The following is a 24,931-nucleotide window of genomic DNA, read 5'->3' on the forward strand; positions in this document are numbered from 1 at the left end:
GTTGCCGGCTCGAACAACTGCAACTAGAAACAGCAGACCGTATAGAGAGGGCAATAGCAACTTACAGTATTGTGGCTTGGCGTTTATTATGGCTGACCTATGAAGCGCGTCGCCACCCTGATGCCACAAGTGTTGAATCTTAACAATTCGACACAAAAAAGCGCCCAAAACGTGCTATGTTTTCGGATAGTGTCAAATAAATCTTGTTAACAAACTGTGCTCTACTCTTTTCCCAAGCTTGTCCAAAAATGGTTGGCATCTGTGCCCACAAATGATTATCCTGTCCTAAATACCCGCTTGTATTTATCCATAGGGTTGAGCTATGCAATGGATAAAAGCTTGACCAGTATGAGAGATATATTCAAGCGACTCAATGCCAGGGGCTTAGAAATCAATATTTCAATTTTATCCAAAGCTAATAAGCGCAGAAATCGAGAGCTATTTTTAATGGTTTATAAACAGTTTAATGAAAAATTTGTAGTCAAAAAATAAAAATTATATCTAATTGATTTGAACGTCATTATTCTGACAAGTAAATTGCTTTGGCTGCCAGAATACTATCAAGTCAAGCTTGTTAGCTCCTTAAACTTAACAACAGGAGGTTCCGAAGAAAAATTAATAAATTTTGGATACGACTCTGACTACAGATACGGTCAAGAGATATTAGATACTTTGCCCTCTAACGGCGTATCAGTAATGGATAGGGGCTTTTCTGGTTTAAATTTTTTACGGGTGGCGAGCCAGTCAAAGAAGTATTTTGTATTGCGCATCCCTAACAGCTATAGCAGTATGCACTTAGGTTAGGACATAGATAAAACTGCTGCATCAACTGATTGCCTTAACTCCTCACCCCTGATGAGAGCTTGACGGATATAGTTTTTAAGTCTTGCCCAACATCTTTCAATTGGATTCAGGTCTGGGGAGGCGGTAAATAAATTAAATCGCACCCCGCTGATTTAATCAGTTCCTCAATCCTCCCACCTTTATGAAAACTGGCATTATCTAAAATCACAATTTGGCCCGCTTTTAAAACGGGAATAAGTTGAGTCCCGACCCAGCTTTCAAAGAGCTGACGGTTACAAGAGCCCTCAAAGGTTAGTGGTGCTATCAAGCTCTCGCCTCTTAAAGCGGCTACTATACTCACTCTTTGCTTGCGGCGACCAGACTTAAAGGCGTAAAACCTTTCACTCCTGTCACACCATCCATAGGGATAATCCTCTCGATTATCTATACCGGACTCATCCACAAAAGCCATACTGTCTGGGGCGTTGCCTTCAAGACGCTTTAAAAACTCCTGTCTTGAAACCTCATCCCTTTCAATGTACCCGTAAGTTTTTTTTGCGAGTAAATCCAATTTTTTTAAGGGCGCGACTGAAAGTAGAAGGACTGATTTTTCGTGGCCATGCTCGCACCATTTGAGCTTGAGTTTTTTCTCCGTTGGCCAGGACAAATTCCCGAAAAGACTCCAAGTCTTCGATTTTATGTCCCCATCCCTGTTGATAGCCTGACTCCGGTTTCAAGTCCCCAGTCGCGGACTGACGCTTGCGCCACTAGTAAATTGTACTGCGGCTCACGTCAAAGACCCGAGCAGCTTCAACTATACTCATGCCGCGTTCTACGGCAGCTACTACTTTTTGGCGCAGGTCATAGCTGTAAGGTACTGGCATATATAATAGACTCTTAAAGGATCTTTATTAGTATTTTAGCACGTTTTGACCTAAATGACAAGTGCTATACAAACTTTAATTCTCTGAAACCAATGGACATTTTATAGTAGGGACAGGGAAGAACTCAGGAATATATAGAGTTGTTAACTTTTGTGATATTGAAAAGCCCGCCGAGTATAGATTGGCCACCAATCTGGAGCGGGACGAAGTGTCCGATGAAGAGCTTATGGAAATTTCCAGATATCGCTGGCACATAGAGTTGTTATGGAAGTTTCTTAAAACTCACCTAAAATTGGACAATATGATTCCTAGGAATGTAAATAATATAGCCATACAAATTTATGTGTCGCTGATAGCTTACCTCATATTAAAGATAGTAAATATTCCTAAAAAATGGGGGACTACGCTACTAGATAACCTCCGCTATCTTCAATGTTGTATGTGTCAAGAAATCAGCTATGTCCACTGGATAGAACGACTCCTCTCTGGGAAAGCATTTTTACTCAGGGCTGGAGAAATTTAAGCTAAAATGTAAAGTTTTGTAACGAAATTCAACACTTTTGCCCTGATGCGCCTTGTGATACAATTCTTGAAGCCCACGAGTGGCAGGCCCTTTATTGTACCATTCACAAGACCCCGATTCCTCCTTTGACCCCACCATTACTATCGGACGCTGTGCGTTGGATTGGGCTGGGGGGTGAGGGGCTTTTGCTGTGGTCCTGTCCTACGTCCTGCGGGGGGAGAGAGGGGATAGGCGGGACGCCTGTCCTACAGGTTGTTAATTCGTGAATACTATATTATACACAGAAAGATGAATCGAAATTCGCTAATTTGGATTGCTGCTTTTGGACTGTTCCTGCTACCGGCATCGGCAATTTCTCTGGGGGGATGCGCCCCCCAACCGGCAACTTTGGAGCAAGTCGCCGCGCCTCTATCCGAGGAGGAGTTGCAAAAGCTAGCGGCATCAATTACAGTCAAGGTGCTGGCCAAAAATGGGGCCGGTTCGGGGACGCTGATCGGCAAGCAAAAGGGGGTTTATACGGTGCTGACGAACCAGCACGTCCTGACACCGGGACAGCCGTATAGCATCGGGACGCCGGACGGCAAAACCCACACGGCATTGGTGGTTAAAAATGCCGATTTTCAGGGGAAGGATTTGGTGCTGCTGGAGTTTCGGGCGGCGGAAGAGTATGCGGTGGCGGCGCTGGGACACCGGCGTTCTTTTGCGGTGGGAGATAAGGTTTTGGCGGCGGAGTTTCCGTTTGACTCGGATCGCCCGATCGTGAGTGCCGGGAAAATTGAACTTTTACCGGATAAGGCATTGCGGGGGGGCTACCGCATCGGGTATACTAATGATATCCAGCAGGGGATGAGTGGCGGGCCGGTGCTAAACTATTTTGGTGAGGTGACTGGCATTAATGGCATGAGTGCTTTTCCGATTTTGGCGGATGCCTACCGATTTGAGGACGGTTCCCGCCCCAGCGAGGCGCAGTTGCAGCAGATGAACCGCTTGAGTTAGGGGGTGCCGGTGCAGATATTGGCTGAGGTAGCGCCTGAAAGAGTGGGAAACAGCGCGATTCCACCCCTCACCGGCATTGCAGCGGAGGTGAACAAAAAAGCTGCTGAGATTACGGTGCGGATTGATGGGCTAAATGGGAATGGTTCGGGGGTGATTGTTGCCAAGCGGGGGAATACTTATTATGTCCTCACAGCTGATCATGTGGTGGAGAAGGAAGGTAAATATCAGGTTGTGACGCCGGATGGGGCGAGAGTGCCGGTGAACTATGGCACGGTGAAAAGACTGGAGGGGGTTGACTTGTCGGTGCTGCAGTTCCAGAGCAACGAAACTTATTCTGTGGCGACTTTGGCAAAATATGATATAAAAGAACCTGCAATTGTTTTCGTCTCTGGGTGGTCGGGGGTAAAAGGCGCGAGCAACTCCTCCCGGCTGTTTACCAGTGGATTGAAGTTCAGTCAAGAAGCAGGGGCTATTCTTGCGAAAGACTCTTTTTCTTTAACGAACGGCTACGAGCTAGTTTACACCAATACAACTCAAGGCGGGATGAGCGGGGGGCCGGTATTGGATACTCGCGGGCGGGTGATTGGGATTAACGCCGGTGCGGAAGGAGAGATAACATATCAGCTGGGTTACAGTTTAGGGGTGCCGGTGAGGACTTTCTTAAATTTAGCTGCAAAAGCAGGGATAAAACCAGAGTGGTTGATCGTAGAAACATCGGCCCCTCTGCCAGTGAGTAAAGTAAAATCAGCTTTGATGCTTGCTTTATTATTTCCTCTAGAACAACCTGCCAGCGGTGCGAGGGAGACGGATTGGGTGAATTATGGCAATCAGTTGTGGCGCATATTTGAATACGATGAAGCCGTGACGGCTTTTGACGAAGCGGTTAAACTCAAGCCAAAGTTCTATCAAGCTTGGTACGCACGCGGATTGGCGCTTAGCGATCAGGATAAATATCAAGAAGCTGTGGCATCTTTTGACAGAGTGACTGAAATAAACCCAAATTTATATGAAGCTTGGCGCAAGCGATGTGAAGCGCTTTACAACTTGAAACGATACCCAGAGGCGCTGGCATCTTTTGATAAAGCAATTGCCCTCAACGACAAAGATTCTGTTTTTTATTTGTTGCGAGGCTATGTGCTGCAAAAATTAAAACGCTACCCAGCAGCAATAGATGCCTACAGCCAAGCGATTAAACTCAAGCCTCACCCGTTTGCCTATAACAACCGGGGTGCTGCCCGTGCTGACTTGGGAGATAAACAGGGGGCAGTTGCCGATTACAGCAAACCCATTGAACTCAAGCCTGACTTAGCTACACCCTACGCCAACCGGGGTATTGCCCGTGCTGAGTTGGGAGATAAACAGGGGGCGATAGAGGATTTACAGAAAGCGGCACAACTCTACTGCGCACAAAGGCACCCTAAGTGCCAAATAGCACAGGAACTTCTCAAACAGCTTCAGAAGTAACTTGTCACACAGAGCAGAGTCAGCCAAAGCGCCTTAACTCCCGACTGGTGCGGATGGCTGATTGCAGATAAATTGCGCCTCACTCCATCTCGCCACGCGCCACGGGGGGTGAACCCGGCACCCAACCCCATCGCCGCTTGCGGGGTGCGGGTGTCCGAGGGTTTTCTCACCGGCACGTCTGACGCGCCTATAGGCGATTCCACACCTCAGCTGCGATTTCTTCCTGTATAATCTCCTCCACTTCCCGAATCATCATCCGCAGTTGAGGCAGAGAATACTCATCGTTAGAGGGGATGGCTAGGCGATATTGCTTGTATAGCATAAACGGATGCCGTTGCCTGGAAAAGAGCCATCAAATCCCTGCCGGTTCACTTTTCTAATGAAATGCCGAATGTTGTAGGGTGGGTTGCGCGGTTGATCGCAACCCACCTTCCCCTTACGCGAACCGGGCTAATATTTCCTTGCTTCTTAAGTCCGCGAAGGCGGACTTCGTTTGTATAGCCGCGATTTCCAATCGCCGGGGATCTCGGTTTTATGCGCTGGTTTGTAGCGCTTTCCAATCGCCGGGAGGAGATATTTCTACTCGCTGAATGCTCAGATCCTGGCGACTGAAGTCGCGGCTATACAGACAAAACCCGCCTACCCTTCGGGAAGGGCTTCGCCCAACGCGGGTTGGAAAGCAATTTCCAATCGCCGGGGGATGTTTCTCCCCGGAATTGTAGGGTGGGTTGCGCGGTTGAGCGCAACCCACCTTCCCCTTACGCGAACCGCGCCAAGAGTTCCTCGCGGGATAATTGCAGCAGCAAGGGAGTAAACTCCTCTGCCGGTAACGCCATCAATCGGTCAATAATTGCTGACAGTTGCTCGTCTAGATCGCCGAAGCGGACTCGCAGCAAGTTTTCTACAACTTGGCGTTGACCTCGCTGGATTCCCTGCTCCTGTCCCGCTCGCGTAGCTCGTTCCATATCTCGGTCGTAAAGTTCTTGTAACCGCACAAACACCTCCCGATCTTCCTGATCTAAACTTTCAAGGGGGCCTAAGTTATTAAAAAAGGACTTCAGCAACTTCAAGGCATTCAACCCTAAGGAATTATTGGGTGGAAGTGCCTCAAGTTCATCAACCGTTTGCTTCTGGACTGTCCCCTTGCCGAGAACCCTCAGCCAGAGGGTGTCTGGGGTGCGGGGTAACTGGTGGATTACTACTATCGCCGTCCTGAGGTAGTCAGCCATGAAGTAAACACCAGGCATCCAGCTTTTATCTATTGTAGCACGAAATCCCGACAAGAGATTTTCCGATGCCGTAGGCGTGAGAATCCACAATCTCGGCAAAGCGGACTCTTGTCGGCTGCCGGTCTTAGTCCGATTTTCTTCCCGGTAGTATTCCTCCTGCACCTGCAGCAGCTTTGAGAGACAGCCGCAAACTTGTTCAGGAGTCACAGGGTTGCGGAAAGGCTCAAACAGACAGGGGGTAGCCATAAATCGCCCTAGCAGTCCCAGCGTTTCTGGAGCGCCGGCTGACTGGGGTGCCGGTGCGAACCAAACATCGATTTGTCTGGCTTCTCCCGCCACGCGGCGTGGCGCTTGCACTGTGCCGTAAGGCGATAGCATTGCCTCCAGGTAGTCTTTGGCAAATTGGTCGTGTATGAAGCGAGTCATTTGTCTGTAACTTGAGTAGATAGCACTCGTGTATATGATACTATTTTATCAGACAAAGCGAGTTCTACTGGTTTGTTACGCACCGGCTGCCTTCGTTTGTTGCCGGGACTTTACAATTGCCGGTGGGTGTTTCCGGAATTGTAGGGTGGGTTGCGCGGTTGAGCGCAACCCACCTTCCCCTTATGCAAACCGCGCTAATATTTCCTTGCCTCTTAAGTCCGCGAAGGCGGACTTCGTTTGTATAGCTGCGATTTCCAATCGCCGGGGATCTCGGTTTCCCGCGCTGGTTTATAGCGCTTTCCCATCGCCGGGAGGAAATATTTATACTCGCTGAATGCTAAGATCCTGGCGACTGAAGTCGCGGCTATACAGACAAAACCCGCCTTCGCGGGTTTGAAAGCAATTTCCACTCGCCCGTGGTTGTTTATCCCCCCATTGTAGAGTGGGTTGCGCGGTTGAACGCAACCCACCTTTCCCTTATGCAAACCGCGCTAAGAGTTCCTCGCGGGAGAGACTAGACAATTGCAGCAATATAGGAGTAAACTCCTCTGCCGGCAACGCCAGCAATGGCTCAATAATTGCTGACAGTTGCTCATCTAATTCGCCGAAGCGTACTCGCAGCAAGTTTTCTACCACTCGCCGCTCACCTTCCCGCGTAGCGCGTTCTATATCTTGGTCGTAAAGTGGTGCTAATCGCATAAACAACTCCCGATCTTCCTCATCTACATTTTGAGTGATTCCTAAGTTCTTTTGCAAGTTCTTCAGCAACCGCAGAGCATTCGAGCGGAATGGACTGTCCACCGGCAGTGTCTCCAGTTCGTCAATCGCCTGCTTTTGCACGCTTCCCTTACCGAGAATCCTCACCCACAGGGTTTCTGGAGTGCGGGGTAACTGGTGAATGACTACTATGGCTGTCCGCAGAGGATTGGCCATAAAGTAAATTCCGGGCAACCAGTTGTCATCTATTATAGCGCGAAATTCCGATACCAGCGCAGCTGATGCCGTGGGCGTGAGAATCCACAATCTCGGCAAAGCAGCCTCTTGAATGCTGGTATTATTCCGATTTGCCTCCCGCTGGTATTCTCCCCGCACCTGTAACATTTTTAACAGACAGTCGCAAATTTCTTGGGGAGTCGCTGGATTGCGGAAAGGCTCAAACAGACAGGAAGTAGCCGCAAATCGCCCTAACAATCCTAGCACTTCAGGAGCGCCGGCTGACTGGGGTGCCGGTGCGAACCAAACATCGATTTGTCTGGCTTCTCCCGCCACGCGGCGTGGCGCTTGCACCTCCCCATAGGGCGATAGCAGTTCCTCCAGATAGTCTTTAGCGAATTGGTCGTGAATAAAGCGAGTCATTAGCCTGCACTTAGAGTAAAGCACCCTCGTGTATATGCCAACCATTATATCACCGGCACCCCACACTTACCCCCGCTTTTCCAAAATCAGCAACGTCTCCGAGCGAATCGAATTCACATGATGAACATCAAACCGGCGGAACGTATTCAACTCCATCCTCTCCCGCACCGCCCAACCCCTATCCACCGCCAACAAAGCCAGCAAATCAGGCGTGTCAATCGTAAAACTCCGCCCTCCCAACACAGTCTTATTCCGCCCCACAACCAGCGCAAAAGGCGCACCGGCACCCAGCAACTCCCCCACCTCCCCAAACATCACCGCCATATCCGCCAAATACTTATAAAGGAGTGCCGGCACATTCTGCCGGCGGAACCCATCCCTGCTGCTATCTATCGCACCCCTCAACTCCTGACACCGCACCCAGCAATCATAAGGCAACCGGCTCTCATTGCGCAGCATTTCCCCCTCCAGCTGCAATCGCTCTCCGACACTAATCTCCCGACTTCCAATCAGACTCCTTTCAGTTTCCCGAATCTCATCACCCCCAATCAATCCCAGCAGCATCAAACTCAAACGCTGCGTCTCAATATAAGGAAGCGCACTTGCATACGGCGGACTCGTAATTGCCGCATTGAACTGTTGCGAAAAATGCCCCCTCACCACACCGGCACAAGTCCGCGAATCTCCTAACAAAGCCTCTCGCACCGCCGGCACCTCCGTGATATACTCCCTAGCAGCCATCACCGCCCCAACCTTATCTGTCACCGCCGCCAAGAACAGCGGGATAGCCGGCGCATTCTCTGGCGAACTCTTGCGCCGGCGCATCCGCAAATCAGCCGGTTCTTGCAGAGACACCTGCCGCACAATATCACTCAATATCACCCGCAGAATCAGCCGCACCGGCACCGATCGCACCCTCTCAATTTCCCCCAAAATCGCCGCCAGCTGCACCAGCACCGACTCCGCAAACCACAGCCGCAAATACTCCAAACTCGGCACCCGATATTCCCAACCTTCCCCACCAATAAACCGTATTTGCTCCTCACTAAAAGCGTGTGCCGGTGTTTCCAGACGTAGGACAGGCGTCTCGCCTGTCCCAAAATCCCTTTCCCCCTCACCCGCATCCCAAAACCCGCGCAGGCGGGTTTCGTTTGTATAGCCGCGACTTCCAGTCGCCAGGTGCCAAATTTCACACAGCCTCTCTTTCAGACTTTCACTTTCTCCCAACAATTCCCCCACCGGCACACGCATCGCCACAATTTTAGCTCGCGCAATCATCACCCCCAGAGGATTGCAATCTACCCCAATTGCATTCCACCCAATATGAGCCGCTTCCAGCAGAGTTGTGCCACTCCCGCAGAACGGATCGAGCACCCAATCCCCCCCCTTTAATCCTAACATATTCCCAATCGCCCGAACAATTTGCGGATTAAACTTCCCGCGATACTCGTGAATGCCGTGCGCCGAGTAGCGAGTCTTCTGCCGGTTTCGCCCTTGCCGTTTCCCGAGCGCAGCAGCTTCCAAAACAGCTTGCAGCGGAACAATTCGAGAGCCATCTTCCCCAACAGCTTCCCGAAAATAAGTTGTCCGGTAAGCCGCACTTTCCCAACCGGCATCCCCCTCAACAGACAGCCCATCCTCCGTCACAACCGGCTCCCGCCCAAACAATCCCAACAACTCCTGTGCGGCGAGCGCTCTTTCATACGGCAGATACTTGTAATCGCGCCAGTAAAAAACAACTTTCATGGATCCCTTTGCACCCCAAAATCTATCAAATGTTCTCGCTCAATTTTGCCCTGCGCAAGATTGAATTTTTTGTAATAGAATAGAATACGTCGCTCCCCTATCCCCTCAACAGCAAAACCGTGAGGATCAGCTGCGCGTCGCAACAGTGCTACATTATCAATCGCTCTCCCGTGAATAATAGAGCGCCCCACCACAAAACACCTTCTTGCTATAGTATAGACATCTTGCCTTTTCTCGCTCCACAGCAGAGCCAGGAAAGCTAAACGAGACCTATACTCTATTGTGGCGGACTCGCCCTGACAGCAGGAGACTTTCACCGCACCGGCACTGCCAACCCACACCTATGTCCAAAGCCTCTCCAGAAGCCCTGGAAAAACTTCGCCAGAACTTGCTAGAAGACTCCCAGCCCGATCTGAACTATTTCGCGCTCACCATTAGCGCTTGCCTGATCGCCACATTTGGCTTGCTCAGCAACAGTGCGGCTGTCATCATTGGAGCCATGATTATTGCCCCCCTGATGCTACCCCTGCGGGGATTAGCCTTGGGGGCGCTAGAAGGAGACGTGGTGCTTTTCCGCAAAAGCCTAATATCCGTAACCGCTGGCACCGGCATTGCGATCGCCCTTTCCGGGCTCGTCGGGCGCGCCTTCAACCTGCCGGCATCGGAATTCACCCCCGAAATCCTGGCTCGCACCCAACCCACTCTAGCCGATTTAGGCGTAGCAGTGGCAGCAGGGGCGATTAGCGGCTTTGCCAAAATTCGGCCCAAAATCAGCGACGCCCTTGCCGGTACCGCCATAGCCGTCGCCCTCATGCCCCCCCTGTGCGCCGTCGGAATCAGCCTCTCCCAGGCATACTGGGCGGGGAGTTGGGGCGCATTCCTGCTCTATCTCACCAACCTCTTGGGCATTACCCTAGCCTGCATGCTCGTCTTCATCTGGGGCGGGTACTATCTAGAAGGCAGCAAACTGGGGCGCGCCTTAGGCTGGATACTTGCCCTCACCGGCATCCTGATAGTCCCCCTATTTCTCAGTTTGTGGGCGCTGCTGACAAAAGCCGCCGTACAAGCCACACTCAAAGAAAAACTGCTCCGCGAAACCATTACAGTGGGACAGCAAGTTGATTTGATGAAGCCCATCGAGGTAGACTGGAACAAACACCCCCCTGAAATCTACTTAAGTGTGCGGGCGAAAACACCCGTAACCCCAAAGCAAGTGAGCGAAGTAGAGGACTACCTTTACCGAAAACTGGGACGCCGGTTCAGCCTAGTCTTTCAAGTCAGTCAAATTAAGGAAATCCGGTCCACCGGCACCTCACCCCCCACACGCGAACTCAAAAAAAGTCTTGGCCCACGACGCCTAGCCCCAGCCCGGGCGGTTAAGGCGGGTTAAGAAACCCGGTTTCTTTAAGAAACCGGGTTTCTTTAAGAAACCCGGTTTCTGGATTTTCGTGACGTAAGGCACTCAGGTTTGTTAAGGTGGAGTTTGTCGAGCAACCAAGTCTATGACCGCAACTCAAGTCCAGTTAAAATACGAAGTAAAAGACCTGTCCCTCGCGCCCCTTGGAAAGCAGCGCATTGAGTGGGCCGGTCGGGAAATGCCGGTGCTGCGGCAAATTCGGGACCGCTTCGCCCAAGAAAAGCCCTTCGCCGGCATCCGCTTGGTCGCCTGCTGCCACGTTACCACAGAAACGGCTAACCTAGCGCTAGCACTCAAAGCCGGTGGTGCCGATGCGGTGCTGATCGCCAGCAACCCCCTTTCCACGCAAGATGACGTCGCCGCCTATCTCGTCGCCGAGCACGGCATCTCAGTGTATGCCTACAAAGGCGAAGACAACGCCACATACCACCGGCACGTCCAAATCGCCCTCGACCACCGGCCCAACATCATTATCGATGACGGCAGCGACGTGGTTGCCACCCTGATCCAAGAACGCCCGCACCAAATCGCGGATCTGATTGGCACCACCGAAGAAACCACCACCGGCATCGTTCGCCTGCGCGCCATGTTCAAAGACGGCGTGCTCACCTTCCCCGCCGTCAACGTCAACGACGCCGACACCAAGCACTTCTTCGACAACCGCTACGGCACCGGCCAGTCTACCCTAGACGGTATCATCCGCGCCACCAATATCCTGCTCGCCGGGAAAAATGTCGTCGTTGCCGGTTACGGCTGGTGCGGGAAAGGCACCGCCCTCCGCGCCCGAGGGATGGGAGCCAATGTTATTGTCACCGAAATCGACCCCGTTCGCGCCATTGAAGCCGTCATGGACGGTTTCCGCGTCATGCCAATGGACCTAGCCGCCGCTGAAGGCGACTTGTTCATCACCGTCACCGGCAACAAGCACGTCATTCGCGGCGAACATTTCGAGGCGATGAAAGACGGCGCAATTGTTTGCAACTCCGGGCACTTCGACATTGAAATCGACCTCAAAGCCCTGGGAACTCTCGCCTCTGACGTAGCGGCAGTGCGCCCATTCACCCAAGAATACCGCCTCAAGAGCGGCAAATCTGTGGTAGTCTTGGGCGAAGGCCGGCTGATCAACCTCGCCGCCGCAGAAGGGCACCCCAGCGCCGTTATGGATATGAGCTTTGCCAACCAAGCCCTCGCCTGCGAGTACCTGGTGAAGAACAAAGGCAACTTGGAACCTGGCTTGCATTCCGTGCCGGTGGAAGTCGATCGAGCAATTGCGCTGCTGAAACTGCAAGCGATGGGGATTGCTATTGACACCCTGACGCCCGCTCAAATTGAGTACATCAATTCCTGGACGTCCGGAACTTGAGCCACTAGCAAGTAGACACTGGGGTGGGCAGCAGCCCACCCTTTATCGTAGAGAATAAGGAATTGACCCCATGCAGGAATGGATAACTAGCACCATGACTTCCCTTGGATATGTGGGAATTGGGATGCTGATGTTTTTGGAAAACCTCTTCCCCCCCATCCCCTCGGAGCTAATTATGCCGCTCGCAGGGTTCACGGTAGCCCAGAACAAAATGGATTTTGCGCCGGCGGTTTTTGCAGGAGTTGTGGGAACCGTTGCCGGCGCACTTCCGTGGTATTATGCCGGCAAGCTGTTGGGAGAGCAGCGGTTGAAAACCTTGGCCGACAAATATGGCAAGTGGATTTCCATCTCCGCGCACGACATCGAAAAGGCTAAGAGATGGTTTGACCAGCACGGGAATAAAGCCGTGTTTTTCTGCCGGCTTGTGCCCGGAGTTCGCACGCTGATATCCATTCCCGCCGGCCTCGCCAACATGCCGGTGCTGCCCTTCCTATTTTACTCTACCATTGGCACAACACTGTGGGTCGGGTTCCTGACAGTTGCCGGTTACTTGCTGGGCGATAACTACGAGCTAGTGGAACAATACATTGAACCAGTTTCCAAAGTTGTGCTGGTCACTATCATTATAGCATTTATTCTCTGGGTTTTGAGAAAGAGACTGAGAGATTGACACCTATTGATGGCATTTCCCGGCGCGAGCGCCGGGGATGCCGGGGATGCCGGTGAGTCTGCCGGCTGTGCGGGAACTTGTTCCCACCCTTACTTCCACTGGGAGAATTTCAAATGCCTGAATTGCCAGAACTTATCAAATCAATCGGCTTATTTGGCGTGTGGGCCATTATTTTTGCCGAATCGGGATTGCTGATTGGTTTCTTCCTTCCGGGAGATAGCCTCCTCTTTACTGCTGGGTTTATCGCCTCACAGCCCGGTTTCTTTGACATTCGCTCTCTCCTATTTGGCGCTTTCGTCTGTGCCGTTCTCGGCGATAATGTTGGCTACGCCACTGGGTACAGATTTGGCCGCCGGCTCTTTGACAGAGAAGATTCTTGGCTGTTTCATAAAAAACATTTGGTGAAAACCCAAAACTTTTATGAACAGCACGGCAAGAAAACCATAGTGCTGGCGCGCTTCATGCCAATCGTCCGCACCTTCGCGCCAATCGTTGCCGGTATTGCTGCCATGCGTTACCGGACATTTATGTTTTACAACCTGATCGGCGGCTTCCTTTGGACTTTCGGACTGACGCTCATGGGGTATTATCTGGGAAGAATCATTCCTGATGTGGACAAGTATTTATTGCCGATTGTTGGGGCGATTATTGTTGTTTCTTTTGCGCCCTCAGTTATTCATATCATTCAAGAGCATAGAGCGAGCAAGCATTGAAACAGCCCTCTAGCTGCTACAGCGCGGCTATTCGCTCTCAAATCGGGCTGCATCTATATTGTGTGCTGCACAGCCGGCAGGGAAAGCCGGCGCGGGGGGGAAACCCCCTCCATCCCCAGGTGGGTTTTGCCGCCACCCTGTTGATGTGACTGCTGTCAGGTAGCGCGGATTAACGTTGCTGGCGCTGGGTGCCGGTGCTATCATAGGATACAGAAGCTTGCTTTGCTGGCAAAGCGGGTTTTTGCCAAAACCTGACTCAAGATCAGACTGAAGCTTTGAGTCCCGACTGCAGTTAATGTAACTTTTTCAGTGCGAGGGGAAATAGGAGTAGTGAAATCAACCTTATATCTCACAGCCAAAGTTTTGCCTGGAAACCGAATTGAAATTCAAGAACCGAGCCTTTCAGTGGGGCAAACTGTCGAAGTCGTTATTCTAGTTCCAGAGACGACTCCTTATCCTGCTGACAAGCAGGCTCTTTCCTTAGAGCAACGTCTTGCTTTCCTAAAGTTACCAATAGCTGAACGCAGACGTATTCTCGAAAGTCAAGCTGAGACAGCGATCGCTCACTATCAACAAGATTCTGAATGGCAGGAGTTAATGACAGGTGACATCATCGACTGCTAGCCATGATATACCCAAACGGGGAGAAATTTGGTTGGTAAACTTCGACCCTACTCTTGGTGCCGAAATCAAGAAAGTGCGCCCCGCCGTTATCATGAGTTCTGATGCAGTGGGCAAGCTCCCTATCAAACTTATTGCTCCGATTACAGACTGGAAACCTTACTTCTCCCAAAATTTCTGGCACGTCAAAATTGAGCCGGATGCCACGAATGGTTTAAGCAAAGTTTCTGCAATTGACGCTTTGCAACTGAGGGGTGTAGATTTGCAAAGGTTCATCCGCCGACTGGGGAATGTGTCTGAGGTTACGATGCTAGAGATTGCTGCTGCCATTGTTGCTGTCATCGAATGGGATATCTAATATAGCAGTATGCAGTCAGTTTAAGACAGCGCCTTGAACTTCTTAACTTCATCGCCACTGTCAACGGAGAGGGTGGGATTTGAACCCACGTTGGAGTAACCCCCAAAGCAGATTTCGAGTCTGCCGCATTCAACCGCTCTGCCACCTCTCCAGGTGTTTCGGTCACGTCTATATTATAGCAGGTCTGCCGGCATTTCACAGCAGGGCGGCTTTATTTTCCGCTCCCTCCACCATTGCCTCAAACCCGCCGTCAGGAGTCCACCCGACCGCACCGTCCCGCTCCGTCCAGTATAGCAGCGTTTTGCCCTGAGTCAGCCGAGCCGCCGTCTCAGGATCGACAGACCTCGACGAGGCAATCGCCACTGCCGGTTTGAGCGCCTCCAGCAAACCCGGATTCAGCTTCCCCCCAGCCCACCACAGCACTCCCACCGGCATCAGGCGTCCTTTTGCCAGCAAGTCCTGCTGCTCAGCCGGCTTGAGATTGCCCAACAACAGCCAAGTTAGTCCCCCAATCCGCAATTGCAGCACCGGCGGTTGAGCGTTCAGCAACTGAACCTCGGTCGAGCCCACCGGCACCGGCTGCCCCACCGGTAGCGCTTGGTAAGACTTCTCGGCAACAGCACTCACACCAGATAAAGACTCTATACCATAAAAACTTTTAACTGTCAAGCGATTGAGAAGCTGATTCCAGCCACTGCGGGTGCCGAGTTGGGAGCCGGTGGCAATCGCCCAGTCAATGTGATTGACCCCCTGCTGCTGCAAAAAAGGCAGGACAGTAAACTGAACCGCCCTATCATCCCCACTATTCACTAAAGTCACCCGCCCCTTATCTTGGATAGCCAGCACCGGCTCCCCTGATGTCGCCAGCACCGTGACGCGAAACAGAGTCGCCTGAGCGTGCCACACCGGCACCAGCACCAGACTGGCAGCAAACAGCAAAGCCAAACCCCAGCGCTGCCCCTTGTGCCACCACTTGCCCAGCCAGACCCAGACAATTATGCCGTAGAGCGCCACCAGCTGCAGTACCGAGATAGTGCCGGTGGCCACAGTATTGCCCGGTAACTGGCTGAAAAACCCCGCAATTCCCAGCAGCACTTGTGCCGGCAGCAACAGCAGCCAAGCCAGCCCACTTCCCGCCAGTGGCCAGATGAATCCGGCCATAGCGCTGGCAAAACCGCCGAGACTGATCAGCGCAATCAGGGGAGTGGTGATGATATTGACAAAGATACTGTAAGGAGATACCAAGCCAAAGCAATACAGCTGTAGCGGTAGCGTCCATACCGAGGCGGCTAGGGGAACAGCGAACCCAGATGCGATCGCCACCGGCATCCAGTCCAGCCGTGCCGTGATTGCAGGCACCGTCACCACCAATCCCATCGTTGCCAGAAAACTCAGCTCAAACCCCAAATCCCAGATCCACAGCGGATTAAAGATCAGCAGAAGGGTTGCGGCGACCAGAAGTGAGCCCAGCGGCTTCACCTTGCGCTCCATTACCAGAGCCACTAACGCCCCGAAACCCATCAAAGCCGCACGGCATACAGAAGCCTCCAAACCCGCCAAACCTGTAAAAATCACCAAAGCACTCGTGCCGGCTATAAATTGCGTCCGGGCGGAAAAGCGCCCCATCAGCGCCAGCATCACCCCCAAAATCATCGAAACTTGGGCTCCCGACGCGGCGAGCGCGTGGGCTAGCCCAACCAGACGAAACCGGTCTTGGATGTCATGGGGCAGATCCGCTGCTAGCTTCCCCAAAGCCATGACGCTGACCAGTGGGCCTTCAGGGACGCCCAGCCACCGCACTTGGGAGCGGACAATGCGCTGGCGCACCGCCCACCACCCCCATCTGGGTTTTATTTCGGTGTCTGGTACGCTGACTTGACGCCCAGCCAGACCGGCAAAGCAGCCTTGCGCAGCCAAATAAGCTTTAAAATCAAAACCGCCAGGGTTTGCCGGCGGTTTGGGCTGGTATAGCTTGCCGGTGACTGCCACCAGCTGGCCAGGATTCAGGCCAGTGGCCTGGAGCAGGGGCACCGTTACATAGAGTCTGCCGGTCACTTTCTCAGTTTCACCGGCAGATGGGTTTTGGTAGAATGCCGGTGCGGCTCCCTCCGAGACAATCTGCTTGAGGTCAGTCGCCTCCAGCCAGAATTGAGCCTTTTGAGAGCGGGTGAGGCGAGGCGTGCTGCCAGCAACGCCCCAGACCACAACCTTTTGTTCTTGGGCCATGCCATCTGCCGGTGGGGCAAACCGACTGACATCACTCGCTGCCGGTTGCGGCGTTCGCGCCTGAAAATAGAGAGTTGCCAGGAATCCGACCGTGCCGGCAGCCAGCCAAAGCCAGAATTTCGGGCCGGTGCGCCAGACGCGGGGCAGGGAGATTGCCGCCGCCACGCCCAAAGCCAGCACGGCCAAACCGCCTGCCGGCACGCCAAACAGCCGCCAGGGAATTGCCACCGACAGCAATCCGAGGATATAAGCCAGACAGAGAATGACGCCACCGACAGGAGTCATCGCTCACCGCTCCACTCTATTTATATAGACAGACCCAGTTGCAAACCGAAGATCGCGTGCAGGAACATGATGCCGAGGGCAGCAGTGCCCAGATAAGCGTGAGCCGTCCGCAGAGCGGCTTTATTGCCGGCAAAACCGAAAAGAGAAATCGCGCCATTGATCGCCAGCAATAGGAGGACAATAGAGCCGGTCCAGAAATGGGGGCTTTCCAGCACCGGCTTGTGCTGCATCACCAGAGACAGCAAACCGCCGGTGGAGCCTAGCGCCACAAACAGGAACATCGGGGGTGCTAATTTGCGGTGGAAAGACCGGCTTTCAGTCGCCGCCGCCTCCTCAGCCAGCACACGCCCGCGCCAGCCGGTCCACCCGACAAAACTGCCCATGACAAACACCACAATTCCCATCATCACCGGATGACCCCAGTGGGTGATAGGCTCAGGAATTCCCAGATTGCGGAATTGCGCTGCAATCGGTTCGAGCAGCTCACTCAAATTAACCATCCGTTTAACCACCTCTTGTTCTCTGGAAGTTCGCAGTTCCTGCGGTTTAAAATAATACAAATTTCATCAAACCGCCAGGGGCTGAGCCTCCCGCACTTTATCCAGAGGGAAACCCAGCTGCTCTCGCTGCTGCAAATACAGCTGAGCGGCACGGCGGGCCAAATTGCGAATCTTGCCAATATAGCGGGTGCGCTCTGTCACCGCAATCACCCCTCTAGCGTCCAGCAGGTTGAATGTGTGAGAGCACTTGAGTACGCAGTCCAGAGTGGGAAGAACCAGCCCGCGCTGCGCCAGCTGCTCCGCCTCCCGCTCGTAAAGGCCAAACAGGGTGAACAGCATATCGGGATTGGAGGCTTCAAAGTTATAGGTGCACTGCTCAATTTCTCCCTGAAGGTGGACATCGCCATAAGTGACCTGATCTGTCCAGCGAATTTTGGTAAAGGCATCGACTTCTTGGAGATACATGGCCAGTCGCTCTAGCCCGTAGGTGATCTCGATGGGCACTGGCCGGCAGTCGATGCCGCCGCACTGCTGGAAGTAGGTGAACTGGGTGATTTCCATGCCGTCCAGCCAGACTTCCCAGCCCACGCCCCAAGCGCCCAAGGTGGGGGACTCCCAGTTGTCCTCCACGAAGCGGATATCGTGATCTTCGGGACGGATGCCCAGCGCCCGCAGGGAATCCAGATAGATGTCTTGGATGTTATTGGGAGAGGGTTTGATCAGGACTTGATACTGGTAGTAGTGCTGGTAGCGGTTGGGATTTTCGCCATAGCGCCCATCCGTGGGCCGGCGGCAGGGCTCCACATAGGCCACTGACCAGGGCTCTGGCCCGATGGCCCTTAAAAACGTGTGGGGGCTCATGGTGCCGGCCCCTTTCTCAATGTCGTAGGGCTGGGCTATCAGGCAGCCGCGATTGGCCCAGAACTGGTGCAAGGTGGCAATGACGGACTGAAAGTTCACAAGTTTTTTCCTCGAGATATCAGGAGACGTCTCCCCTACTGTACCGCGAACCTCCGGCTGTGTAAGGGTTTGAGGGCTTAGAAAAGTTTAATCTAGTAAAGCGCGGTGAGAAAAGGGAAGCGCGAGCGACCAGATGGCCCTCACGGCACCGAACCAAGATACGGGATGGGAACAACAGTGGGAAACCGCTGCTAAGACCCGATGCACCGAGAGGTGAAAGATTTATCGCCTGAAAATGAACTCGCGTCCGATTAGCTAGTTGGCGGGGGAAAGGCCCCGTGAGAAATCAGCGTGTGATAAGAAGATATCACTGAGCATTAGAATCATGTGTACATGACGTTGATTGAAGTTCTATGAATAGAAAAAAAGCATTTGTTACTTTAACAACTGATTTTGGTGCCCAAGGTCAGGGAGGAGGGCTAATGGAAGGCGTTATATTGTCAATATCTCCTCACGCACATGTTATTCATTTAACGCATGAATTGCCTCCATTTAATATTATTGCGGCAGCAAGAACCTTAGAGCAGGTTGCTTTTCTTCCAGTTGGTGCTCATGTATGTATATGCGATCCCGGGGTCTGGTCTGACCGTAAGTCGCTGATCTTAGAAACGTCCCGTGGTGATTGGTTGCTTGGCCCAGATAACGGGATTCTAATTCCCGCAGCAAGGAGTTTGGGGGGGATCGTAAAAGCTACTACAATTGAAAATACTAAATACATACGGACACCAATTTCACAGATATTCCAAGGCCGAGATATATTTGCTCCAGCTGCTGCCCATCTATCAAATGGCGTTTCATTTGATGAATTCGGAACCAGTATTGATGTAAACAATCTAGTAGGGGCAGTATATGATGAGGCTGTGGTTGTTGATAACTTAGTATACGCTACCGTTATCCAAATTAGCCGGTTTGGGGCTGTTCATCTGAACATAACATATGAACTTTGGAAAGAATTAGGATTAGACCAGAAAGACAGCATTAAAATAAAACGCTCTCATGCTGAGAGTTTATGTTTGCCAATTGGCCGGACATTTAGCGATGTTGCCGAAGGAGAGCCTCTCATATTAAAAGACGATTATGGAAGAATAGAGATGGCTGTCAACATGGGCTCATTTGCAAAGATATTTAACCTAAAAATCGGAGATTCGGTAGTTTTAGATATTCAGAGTGGCTCTCATAATTCTGAAAAGCAGTCCAGGGTCCTTTCATTCGAGATTTAGGAAATGAAGCCTTATTTTTTTTATCTTGTACCACCAACCTAAAAAGCACCAACAATCATCAGCTAGCATATACCCAAACCAGATTCGGAGGTTGAAAAATGACTGTCTCAATTCGTGAGCTACAAACCTTAACTGAACATTTTAATAGCGCTCCAAAATGTTCGTACTCTTTGCCAGCTCGGGCCTATATCAATCCAGATATTCTGGAGATTGAGCGGGAGGCAATCTTTTACAACAGCTGGCAGTATGTTTGCCATGTGGAGCAGCTCCGTCATCCCGGAGACTATATCACCATAGATATTCAGGGGCGACCGATCGCAGTCCTCCGCGATCGCGAGGGTGTGTTGCGGGCCTTTTACAACGTTTGCCGGCATCGTGGCCATGAGCTAGTTAAGGATCGAGGCAACATTAAAACCCTGGTCTGTCCTTATCACGCTTGGGTCTACAACCTAGACGGAACCCTCCACTCAGCCCGACATTCAAATACCATTGAAGGCTTTAACTGTGACGATTTCGGGATGATGCCGGTTCAAATAGAAGAGTTCTGTCACATGCTCTTCGTCAATCTCAATCCAGAGGCCAAACCGCTGTCCCTTCAATCAGGCGAGCTCGCCCGTGAAATTCTACAATATGCCCCTGACCTAGAGACGCTTACCCATTCCTACCGACTCACCTATCGTGTCAAGGGCAACTGGAAGATCGCAGTCGATAATTTTTTGGAATGCTATCACTGTCCGGTGGCCCACAAAGATCTCGTAACGTTACTGGATATGCATAATTACCAGGTCACAACTTACGATATTTACTCCAGCCAAATTGGGCCGGTGAGCATGACCAATAACTCAGCCTACAACGTTGAAGGGGCAAGCGTCCAAGAACATTTCCTCTGGTGGCTGTGGCCCAATACCGGCTTGCTGCGTTACCCAGGCGATCCGAATTGGATGGTCTGGCACTTCATTCCAGTTGATGCGGAAACGACTATCGAAACCTTCGATTTCTTCTTCCAAGAATCCACCCCAACTCCTCAGCAGATGGAAGCGATTGAATATATCGACAAAGTTTTACAGCAGGAAGATATCGATATTATTGAAAGCGTGCATCGGGGCATGAAGACACCTGCCTACGAAAAAGGGGGGCGTTTCGTCGTGTGCAGTGGAAACGACAAGGGTGAAAGCGAACACGGAGTTCATCACTTTCATGGGCTCTATTTGAAAGCCATTGATCAATACCTTCAGACCAGATAGGTAGAGTGACATCCTCCCCGCGCTGGAGACTGACAGCGGAGTATATGAGTGCCCCATGATCGAAGAGAACGCATACAAACTGATTGCACTGGGAAAAAAGATAGTCAGATCCGAGCTAACTATCGCTGATGGTGGCAACCTGTCCACCTACGACGCAGAAGCCAACGAGATAACCATCACACGTTCAGGCGCGTGTCTTGATGAACTCGATATTGACTCATTCGTATCCTTTAAACTGGACGGCGATGTTCCTGCAGGAGCATCCTCCGAGACGGCGATGCATCTCGCCGGCTATCGAGCGCGGCCAGATTTCCTCTGCTTGTTGCACTTTCACCCCCAGCAAGCCACCCTGCTCGCCACTGCCAATATCAACATCAGGACTATCACCGTCGATCATACCTACTACCTGGCTGGCAGGGTCGCTATCCTGCCATTCATTCAACCGGGCACTCAGCAGCTTGCCGCCGCCTGTGCCGATCAATTCAAAAAAGGGTCTGATATCTTGTTGCTGGCTCATCACGGCTGCTTGTTGGGCAGCAAGTCCATCGAATGGGGTCTGTACACCGCATTGAACCTTGAGCAGGCAGCCAAGATGACGAGGATGCTGGGTGTCGATCGGGCTGAAACCCAGATCCCTGAGTGCCCCAGTTCGTACCTGGAAAACCTCAAACAATCAGGAGTTTTGTGATGCCGGTAACTGAAAAACAATACAGTAGGTCGAACGTGAGGCTATTTGAAATAGCCTTTGGTGAAGGGTTCATGTCCTGCGGCGGGTCAGCCTATCTTGACGCACTCTTTGCGGATGAGGATCTCGGAGCGAGCACACATATCCTGGACATCTGTTGCGGTTTAGGAGGCAGCGCTTTCTATCTTGAGGATAAGTATGGGGCTCAAGTCACTGGCATTGATCAGGAAGCGGAGCTAATCGAACACGCCAGACGAGTGGCAGAGGAACGTTCGTCCAAGTGTGAATTTATCCTCGGCGATGTCATCGCTACGCATTTTGACAGCAACTCCTTTGACTACATCATCTGTCGAGATGCCCTGTTGCACTTCGATAACGAGCGAAAAAATCAACTTCTTCAGAAGGTCAGGTCATGGCTCAAGCCCGGTGGCAAATTCCTTGCCACTGATTATGGTATCTCCGATCAGCCATTGACCCAAGAGCAACAGGCAGTGCTCGATCGCAAGGGTTATCACCTGCTCATGCAGTCAGAGTATTACGAGTTGTTCGAGCGCAATACATTTATTCGGATTCAAGTTACCAACGATACAGAAAGCTACACCCATCACACCCAGACCGAACTCGATCGTCTGCTGGCACAGGAGGATGAAATCAGCGCACAGTATTCCGCCGCTGCCTTCGCCAAGACGGTTGAAGCCTTCAAGAACAAGCTCCAAGACATCGAAGAGGGTATCAAAACGTACTGGTTGATCCAGACTGAAAAATATTCTATTCAATCACAAAGGTTAAAAGGTCGCGTGGCTATTTGCACGGGTGCGTCTTCTGGCATTGGCCGCTCGACGGCGATCGCGCTGGCCGCTCAGGGGGCCACCGTCGTCCTGGCCGCGAGGAATGCCGACAAGCTCAACACAGTGAAAGCACTCATTGAGGAGCAAGGCGGTGCTTGCTTCGTCGCCGAGACGGATGTCACACAGCGCGAACAAGTGGTGGGTTTGGTTGGCACTGTCATGGAGCGTTACGATCGTGTCGATGTGTTGATCAACGCAGCCGGCGTGATGTTCTACACCTTTATGGAAAACGGAGTTTTTGAAGAATGGGCCAGAACGATTGATGTCAACATCACTGGGGTGGTCAACTGCATCGGCGCTGTCTTGCCTGTGCTGATTGGGCAGAAATCTGGCCATATCATCAATGTCAGCAGTGATGCCGCCAAGATGCCGTTCCCTGGGTTGGCGGTGTATTGTGCGTCAAAAGCTTTTGTCACCACTCTGTCACAGAACCTGCGCAAAGAGCTTCGTGGTAAAGGCATTAAAATAACCGATGTTCAGCCCGGGGATGTCCGAACGGATCTCGTGCGAACCAATAGCGACACGAAGGCGCTTGAGGCACTCGGTATTAATCCGCAATTCAAGGTGGGACATGGGTGGGCTTCGGACTCACAATTGCTCAGCCCGTTTGATATTGCAGACTGCATTGTTGGTGCAGTTATGGCCAAGCCCAATGTCGGAATTAACGAAGTCCTGATCGAGCCCCGGGAGCAGGTATAACTCAATAAACTTGAAGTAATTTTTGACTGTTATGAAAGCAGAGTGGATGTCAGGTACGATCTCTCGAATGATGGAAGGCGATCTTCTAAGTTGGATATTGGTTGGCTCTGCAATTTTGCTAGAAATTGTAGGCACAACCTGTACAAAGTTATCTGAAGGTCTAACGAAAGTTGGACCCTCTATTTTGATGTTGGCCTGCTACTGTGGCACATGTATACTGATTGCACTAGCTGTCAAAAGATTAGAAATCGGTATCGTTTACGCAATCTGGTGTGGGCTGGGCATTACCATAATGACTGTGATTGGAATATTCATCTTCAATGAGTTATCTAATCCTCCTAAACTGATTGGTATCGCGTTGATTTTAGCTGGTACGCTAATCTTGGAACTGATCCCATTTACTTCAGAATCTACCCTTTCAGAGGAAATCCCGCAGCAGCCAGCGGTTTCATCTCCTGCTGGCACCGCATCGTCCCAAGTTCCCCTGCAACCGTCAGAGGAATCAGGGGCTAAAGAAATCGAAATGGCTGAACCTGAAGCTCTGCAATTGGGTCATCTTAGAGATGGAGAGATGGCAGACCACACCAATGCTGAGCCAACTGCCCAGATCCCAGAAGTTAGCCTGGAACCGGAGCTGATCCCTGCTGAGCCGGCCTTGGCAAAATATTGATTCATCCCAGCATTGACCAACACCCTACTGCGAGATCCAATTTGCCCTCATCCCCGGCTCCTCGGCTCCCGTCGTCATGGCCCTAACGTCGCCGTGCTTTGCTCACCATTTTTCGCGATCGGCGCAACTGCAAATCTGCCGCAGCAACCCAGTCCTGAAAAATGCGGTAAAAGGCATCGACTTCTTGGAGATACATGGCCAGTCGCTCCAGCCCGTAAGCGATCTCGATGGGCACGGGCCGGCAGTCGATGCCGCCGCACTGCTGGAAGTAGGTGAACTGGGTGATTTCCATGCCGTCGGGCCAGACTTCCTAGCCCACGCCCCAAGCGCCCAAGGTGGGGGACTCCCAGCTGTCCTCCACGAAGCGGATGTCGCGATCTTCGGGACGGAGGCCCAGGGCCCGCAGGGAATCCAGATAGATGTCTTGGATGTGATTGGGAGAGGGCTCGATCAGGACTTGATACTGGCAGTAGTGCTGGTAGCGGTTGGGATTTTCGCCATAGCGCCCATCTGTGGGCCGGCGGCAGGGCTCCACATAGGCCACTGGGGCTCGGGCCCGATGGCCCTTAAAAAGGTGTGGGGGCTCATGGTGCCGGCCCCTTTCTCAATGTCGTAGGGCTGGGCTATCAGGCAGCCGCGATTGGCCCAGAACTGGTGCAAGGTGGCAATGACGGACTGAAAGTTCACAAGTTTTTTTCTCGCTATCTCGGGAGACGCCTCCCCTACTGTACCGCGAAACCACCGCCGTGTAAGGGTTTGAGGGTGGTTGAAAAATTTTTCAAAAAATTTCCCGAAAAAGCTTGACAAACTTTTTGGGGGTTGTTACAGTAGTAAAGCGCGGTGAGGAAAGAGGCAGCGCAAGCGGCCCGACGCCCTCACAGCACCGAACCTAGATAAAAGAATAGTTTGAAAGCCAGAAAGCATCAAAAACCTCGTCAAAGCAATTAGAGGTCTTCGGGGCAACCTGGAGATTTCATTATAACAAAAACCTCCCCTTTTGGGGAGAGAGTCACAAACTCAAAGAACACCACGGAGAGTTTGATCC

The 24,931-nt window shown here is 51.9% G+C and carries 23 protein-coding genes, 1 tRNA gene and 3 pseudogenes; 16 read left to right on the forward strand and 11 right to left on the reverse strand.

What is annotated here, in order from left to right; genetic code table 11:
* Window positions 1-216: 216 nt before the first annotated feature.
* A complete protein-coding gene (locus OSC10802_RS0130420) occupies window positions 217-492 on the forward strand; it encodes a hypothetical protein (protein WP_017720555.1) in 276 nt (91 codons plus the stop codon).
* A gap of 18 nt (window positions 493-510) precedes the next feature.
* Window positions 511-804, forward strand: coding sequence for a hypothetical protein (locus OSC10802_RS51590; protein WP_155968596.1), 294 nt, complete (start codon window positions 511-513; stop codon window positions 802-804).
* Here the strand turns inward: OSC10802_RS51590 and OSC10802_RS48140 are convergent.
* Window positions 801-1,667 (reverse strand): annotated as a pseudogene (locus tag OSC10802_RS48140) (IS630 family transposase). The gene OSC10802_RS51590 and the pseudogene OSC10802_RS48140 sit on opposite strands and share 4 nt — an antisense overlap.
* A 79-nt stretch (window positions 1,668-1,746) precedes the next feature.
* Here OSC10802_RS48140 and OSC10802_RS42525 point away from each other — a divergent pair.
* The 3 genes and pseudogenes from OSC10802_RS42525 to OSC10802_RS42535 form a co-directional block, all read left to right on the forward strand.
* Window positions 1,747-2,190 (forward strand): annotated as a pseudogene (locus OSC10802_RS42525) (transposase); the annotation flags it as partial.
* A gap of 288 nt (window positions 2,191-2,478) precedes the next feature.
* Entirely contained in the window at window positions 2,479-3,186 is a 708-nt protein-coding gene (locus OSC10802_RS42530; RefSeq protein ID WP_017720557.1) for a S1 family peptidase, read from the forward strand.
* 3 nt (window positions 3,187-3,189) lie between these two features.
* Window positions 3,190-4,650: a tetratricopeptide repeat-containing S1 family peptidase gene (locus tag OSC10802_RS42535; RefSeq protein WP_017720558.1), complete on the forward strand. Its 1,461-nt coding sequence runs from the start codon at window positions 3,190-3,192 to the stop codon at window positions 4,648-4,650.
* On the opposite strand, the gene OSC10802_RS51595 is transcribed toward OSC10802_RS42535, so the two are convergent.
* The 5 genes from OSC10802_RS51595 to OSC10802_RS44985 all read right to left on the reverse strand — a co-directional run bounded on the left by OSC10802_RS51595 (window position 4,641) and on the right by OSC10802_RS44985 (window position 9,407).
* On the reverse strand, window positions 4,641-4,853 hold the full coding sequence (locus tag OSC10802_RS51595) for a hypothetical protein (RefSeq protein ID WP_155968599.1): 213 nt from the start codon (window positions 4,851-4,853) through the stop codon (window positions 4,641-4,643). The two genes, OSC10802_RS42535 and OSC10802_RS51595, sit on opposite strands and share 10 nt — an antisense overlap.
* Window positions 4,838-4,972, reverse strand: coding sequence for a hypothetical protein (locus OSC10802_RS55945; RefSeq protein ID WP_017720559.1), 135 nt, complete (start codon window positions 4,970-4,972; stop codon window positions 4,838-4,840). The genes OSC10802_RS51595 and OSC10802_RS55945 overlap by 16 nt, the downstream gene beginning before the upstream one ends.
* A gap of 436 nt (window positions 4,973-5,408) precedes the next feature.
* Complete coding sequence (locus OSC10802_RS0130450) at window positions 5,409-6,305, reverse strand: hypothetical protein (protein ID WP_017720560.1); 897 nt, start codon at window positions 6,303-6,305, stop codon at window positions 5,409-5,411.
* A gap of 477 nt (window positions 6,306-6,782) precedes the next feature.
* On the reverse strand, window positions 6,783-7,661 hold the full coding sequence (locus OSC10802_RS0130460; protein WP_017720562.1) for a hypothetical protein: 879 nt from the start codon (window positions 7,659-7,661) through the stop codon (window positions 6,783-6,785).
* 66 nt (window positions 7,662-7,727) lie between these two features.
* Window positions 7,728-9,407: a TRM11 family SAM-dependent methyltransferase gene (locus OSC10802_RS44985; RefSeq protein WP_017720563.1), complete on the reverse strand. Its 1,680-nt coding sequence runs from the start codon at window positions 9,405-9,407 to the stop codon at window positions 7,728-7,730.
* A 343-nt stretch (window positions 9,408-9,750) separates the two neighbouring features.
* Here OSC10802_RS44985 and OSC10802_RS42555 point away from each other — a divergent pair, with 343 nt between their 5' ends.
* The 6 genes from OSC10802_RS42555 to OSC10802_RS0130505 all read left to right on the forward strand — a co-directional run bounded on the left by OSC10802_RS42555 (window position 9,751) and on the right by OSC10802_RS0130505 (window position 14,549).
* Complete coding sequence (locus OSC10802_RS42555; RefSeq protein ID WP_017720565.1) at window positions 9,751-10,797, forward strand: DUF389 domain-containing protein; 1,047 nt, start codon at window positions 9,751-9,753, stop codon at window positions 10,795-10,797.
* A gap of 112 nt (window positions 10,798-10,909) precedes the next feature.
* A complete protein-coding gene (ahcY, locus tag OSC10802_RS0130480; protein ID WP_017720566.1) occupies window positions 10,910-12,187 on the forward strand; it encodes an adenosylhomocysteinase in 1,278 nt (425 codons plus the stop codon).
* 70 nt (window positions 12,188-12,257) lie between these two features.
* Window positions 12,258-12,857 carry a DedA family protein gene (locus OSC10802_RS0130485; protein ID WP_026098955.1) on the forward strand — a complete coding sequence of 200 codons (600 nt, stop codon included), beginning with the start codon at window positions 12,258-12,260 and terminating at the stop codon, window positions 12,855-12,857.
* Between the two features lie 113 nt (window positions 12,858-12,970).
* Entirely contained in the window at window positions 12,971-13,570 is a 600-nt protein-coding gene (locus tag OSC10802_RS0130490; protein WP_017720568.1) for a DedA family protein, read from the forward strand.
* 330 nt (window positions 13,571-13,900) lie between these two features.
* The gene (locus tag OSC10802_RS0130500) at window positions 13,901-14,194 is read left to right on the forward strand and encodes a hypothetical protein (protein WP_017720570.1); all 294 of its coding nucleotides are present in this window, start codon (window positions 13,901-13,903) and stop codon (window positions 14,192-14,194) included.
* On the forward strand, window positions 14,175-14,549 hold the full coding sequence (locus tag OSC10802_RS0130505; protein WP_026098956.1) for a type II toxin-antitoxin system PemK/MazF family toxin: 375 nt from the start codon (window positions 14,175-14,177) through the stop codon (window positions 14,547-14,549). The genes OSC10802_RS0130500 and OSC10802_RS0130505 overlap by 20 nt, the downstream gene beginning before the upstream one ends.
* Before the next feature lie 64 nt (window positions 14,550-14,613).
* Here the strand turns inward: OSC10802_RS0130505 and OSC10802_RS0130510 are convergent.
* The 4 genes from OSC10802_RS0130510 to glyQ all read right to left on the reverse strand — a co-directional run bounded on the left by OSC10802_RS0130510 (window position 14,614) and on the right by glyQ (window position 18,520).
* Window positions 14,614-14,700, reverse strand: a tRNA-Ser gene (locus OSC10802_RS0130510).
* 44 nt (window positions 14,701-14,744) lie between these two features.
* On the reverse strand, window positions 14,745-17,060 hold the full coding sequence (locus tag OSC10802_RS0130515) for a ComEC/Rec2 family competence protein (protein WP_017720572.1): 2,316 nt from the start codon (window positions 17,058-17,060) through the stop codon (window positions 14,745-14,747).
* 20 nt (window positions 17,061-17,080) lie between these two features.
* Window positions 17,081-17,560: a DUF4079 domain-containing protein gene (locus OSC10802_RS0130520; RefSeq protein WP_026098957.1), complete on the reverse strand. Its 480-nt coding sequence runs from the start codon at window positions 17,558-17,560 to the stop codon at window positions 17,081-17,083.
* 66 nt (window positions 17,561-17,626) lie between these two features.
* Window positions 17,627-18,520: a glycine--tRNA ligase subunit alpha gene (gene glyQ, locus OSC10802_RS0130525; protein WP_017720574.1), complete on the reverse strand. Its 894-nt coding sequence runs from the start codon at window positions 18,518-18,520 to the stop codon at window positions 17,627-17,629.
* 353 nt (window positions 18,521-18,873) lie between these two features.
* On the opposite strand from glyQ, the gene OSC10802_RS0130530 reads away from it, so the two are divergent.
* From OSC10802_RS0130530 to OSC10802_RS44995, 5 genes are all read left to right on the forward strand, one after another.
* Window positions 18,874-19,740: an SAM hydrolase/SAM-dependent halogenase family protein gene (locus OSC10802_RS0130530; RefSeq protein WP_017720575.1), complete on the forward strand. Its 867-nt coding sequence runs from the start codon at window positions 18,874-18,876 to the stop codon at window positions 19,738-19,740.
* A gap of 98 nt (window positions 19,741-19,838) precedes the next feature.
* Window positions 19,839-20,984, forward strand: a complete 1,146-nt coding sequence (locus tag OSC10802_RS0130535; RefSeq protein WP_026098958.1) for an aromatic ring-hydroxylating oxygenase subunit alpha — start codon at window positions 19,839-19,841, stop codon at window positions 20,982-20,984.
* A gap of 55 nt (window positions 20,985-21,039) precedes the next feature.
* Complete coding sequence (locus tag OSC10802_RS0130540; RefSeq protein WP_017720577.1) at window positions 21,040-21,672, forward strand: class II aldolase/adducin family protein; 633 nt, start codon at window positions 21,040-21,042, stop codon at window positions 21,670-21,672.
* Entirely contained in the window at window positions 21,672-23,216 is a 1,545-nt protein-coding gene (locus tag OSC10802_RS46850) for an SDR family NAD(P)-dependent oxidoreductase (protein WP_017720578.1), read from the forward strand. The genes OSC10802_RS0130540 and OSC10802_RS46850 overlap by 1 nt, the downstream gene beginning before the upstream one ends.
* A gap of 31 nt (window positions 23,217-23,247) precedes the next feature.
* Window positions 23,248-23,886: a DMT family transporter gene (locus tag OSC10802_RS44995; RefSeq protein WP_082218376.1), complete on the forward strand. Its 639-nt coding sequence runs from the start codon at window positions 23,248-23,250 to the stop codon at window positions 23,884-23,886.
* 121 nt (window positions 23,887-24,007) lie between these two features.
* On the opposite strand, the pseudogene OSC10802_RS42570 reads toward OSC10802_RS44995, so the two are convergent.
* Window positions 24,008-24,573, reverse strand: a pseudogene (locus OSC10802_RS42570) (glycine--tRNA ligase subunit alpha); the annotation flags it as partial.
* Between the last annotated feature and the right edge of the window lie 358 nt (window positions 24,574-24,931).

The organism is Kamptonema formosum PCC 10802, from assembly GCF_000332335.1.
Classification (GTDB): domain Bacteria; phylum Cyanobacteriota; class Cyanobacteriia; order Cyanobacteriales; family Oscillatoriaceae; genus Oscillatoria.

Coding starts and splice junctions, on each gene's coding strand:
- OSC10802_RS42530 (WP_017720557.1), top strand. CDS start 2,479: ATGAATCGAAATTCGCTAATTTGGATTGCTGCTTTTGGACTGTTCCTG.
- OSC10802_RS55945 (WP_017720559.1), bottom strand. CDS start 4,972: ATGCTATACAAGCAATATCGCCTAGCCATCCCCTCTAACGATGAGTAT.
- OSC10802_RS0130450 (WP_017720560.1), bottom strand. CDS start 6,305: ATGACTCGCTTCATACACGACCAATTTGCCAAAGACTACCTGGAGGCA.
- OSC10802_RS0130460 (WP_017720562.1), bottom strand. CDS start 7,661: ATGACTCGCTTTATTCACGACCAATTCGCTAAAGACTATCTGGAGGAA.
- OSC10802_RS44985 (WP_017720563.1), bottom strand. CDS start 9,407: ATGAAAGTTGTTTTTTACTGGCGCGATTACAAGTATCTGCCGTATGAA.
- OSC10802_RS42555 (WP_017720565.1), top strand. CDS start 9,751: ATGTCCAAAGCCTCTCCAGAAGCCCTGGAAAAACTTCGCCAGAACTTG.
- ahcY (WP_017720566.1), top strand. CDS start 10,910: ATGACCGCAACTCAAGTCCAGTTAAAATACGAAGTAAAAGACCTGTCC.
- OSC10802_RS0130485 (WP_026098955.1), top strand. CDS start 12,258: ATGCAGGAATGGATAACTAGCACCATGACTTCCCTTGGATATGTGGGA.
- OSC10802_RS0130490 (WP_017720568.1), top strand. CDS start 12,971: ATGCCTGAATTGCCAGAACTTATCAAATCAATCGGCTTATTTGGCGTG.
- OSC10802_RS0130515 (WP_017720572.1), bottom strand. CDS start 17,060: ATGACTCCTGTCGGTGGCGTCATTCTCTGTCTGGCTTATATCCTCGGA.
- OSC10802_RS0130520 (WP_026098957.1), bottom strand. CDS start 17,560: ATGGTTAATTTGAGTGAGCTGCTCGAACCGATTGCAGCGCAATTCCGC.
- OSC10802_RS0130530 (WP_017720575.1), top strand. CDS start 18,874: ATGAATAGAAAAAAAGCATTTGTTACTTTAACAACTGATTTTGGTGCC.
- OSC10802_RS0130535 (WP_026098958.1), top strand. CDS start 19,839: ATGACTGTCTCAATTCGTGAGCTACAAACCTTAACTGAACATTTTAAT.
- OSC10802_RS0130540 (WP_017720577.1), top strand. CDS start 21,040: ATGATCGAAGAGAACGCATACAAACTGATTGCACTGGGAAAAAAGATA.
- OSC10802_RS46850 (WP_017720578.1), top strand. CDS start 21,672: ATGCCGGTAACTGAAAAACAATACAGTAGGTCGAACGTGAGGCTATTT.
- OSC10802_RS44995 (WP_082218376.1), top strand. CDS start 23,248: ATGAAAGCAGAGTGGATGTCAGGTACGATCTCTCGAATGATGGAAGGC.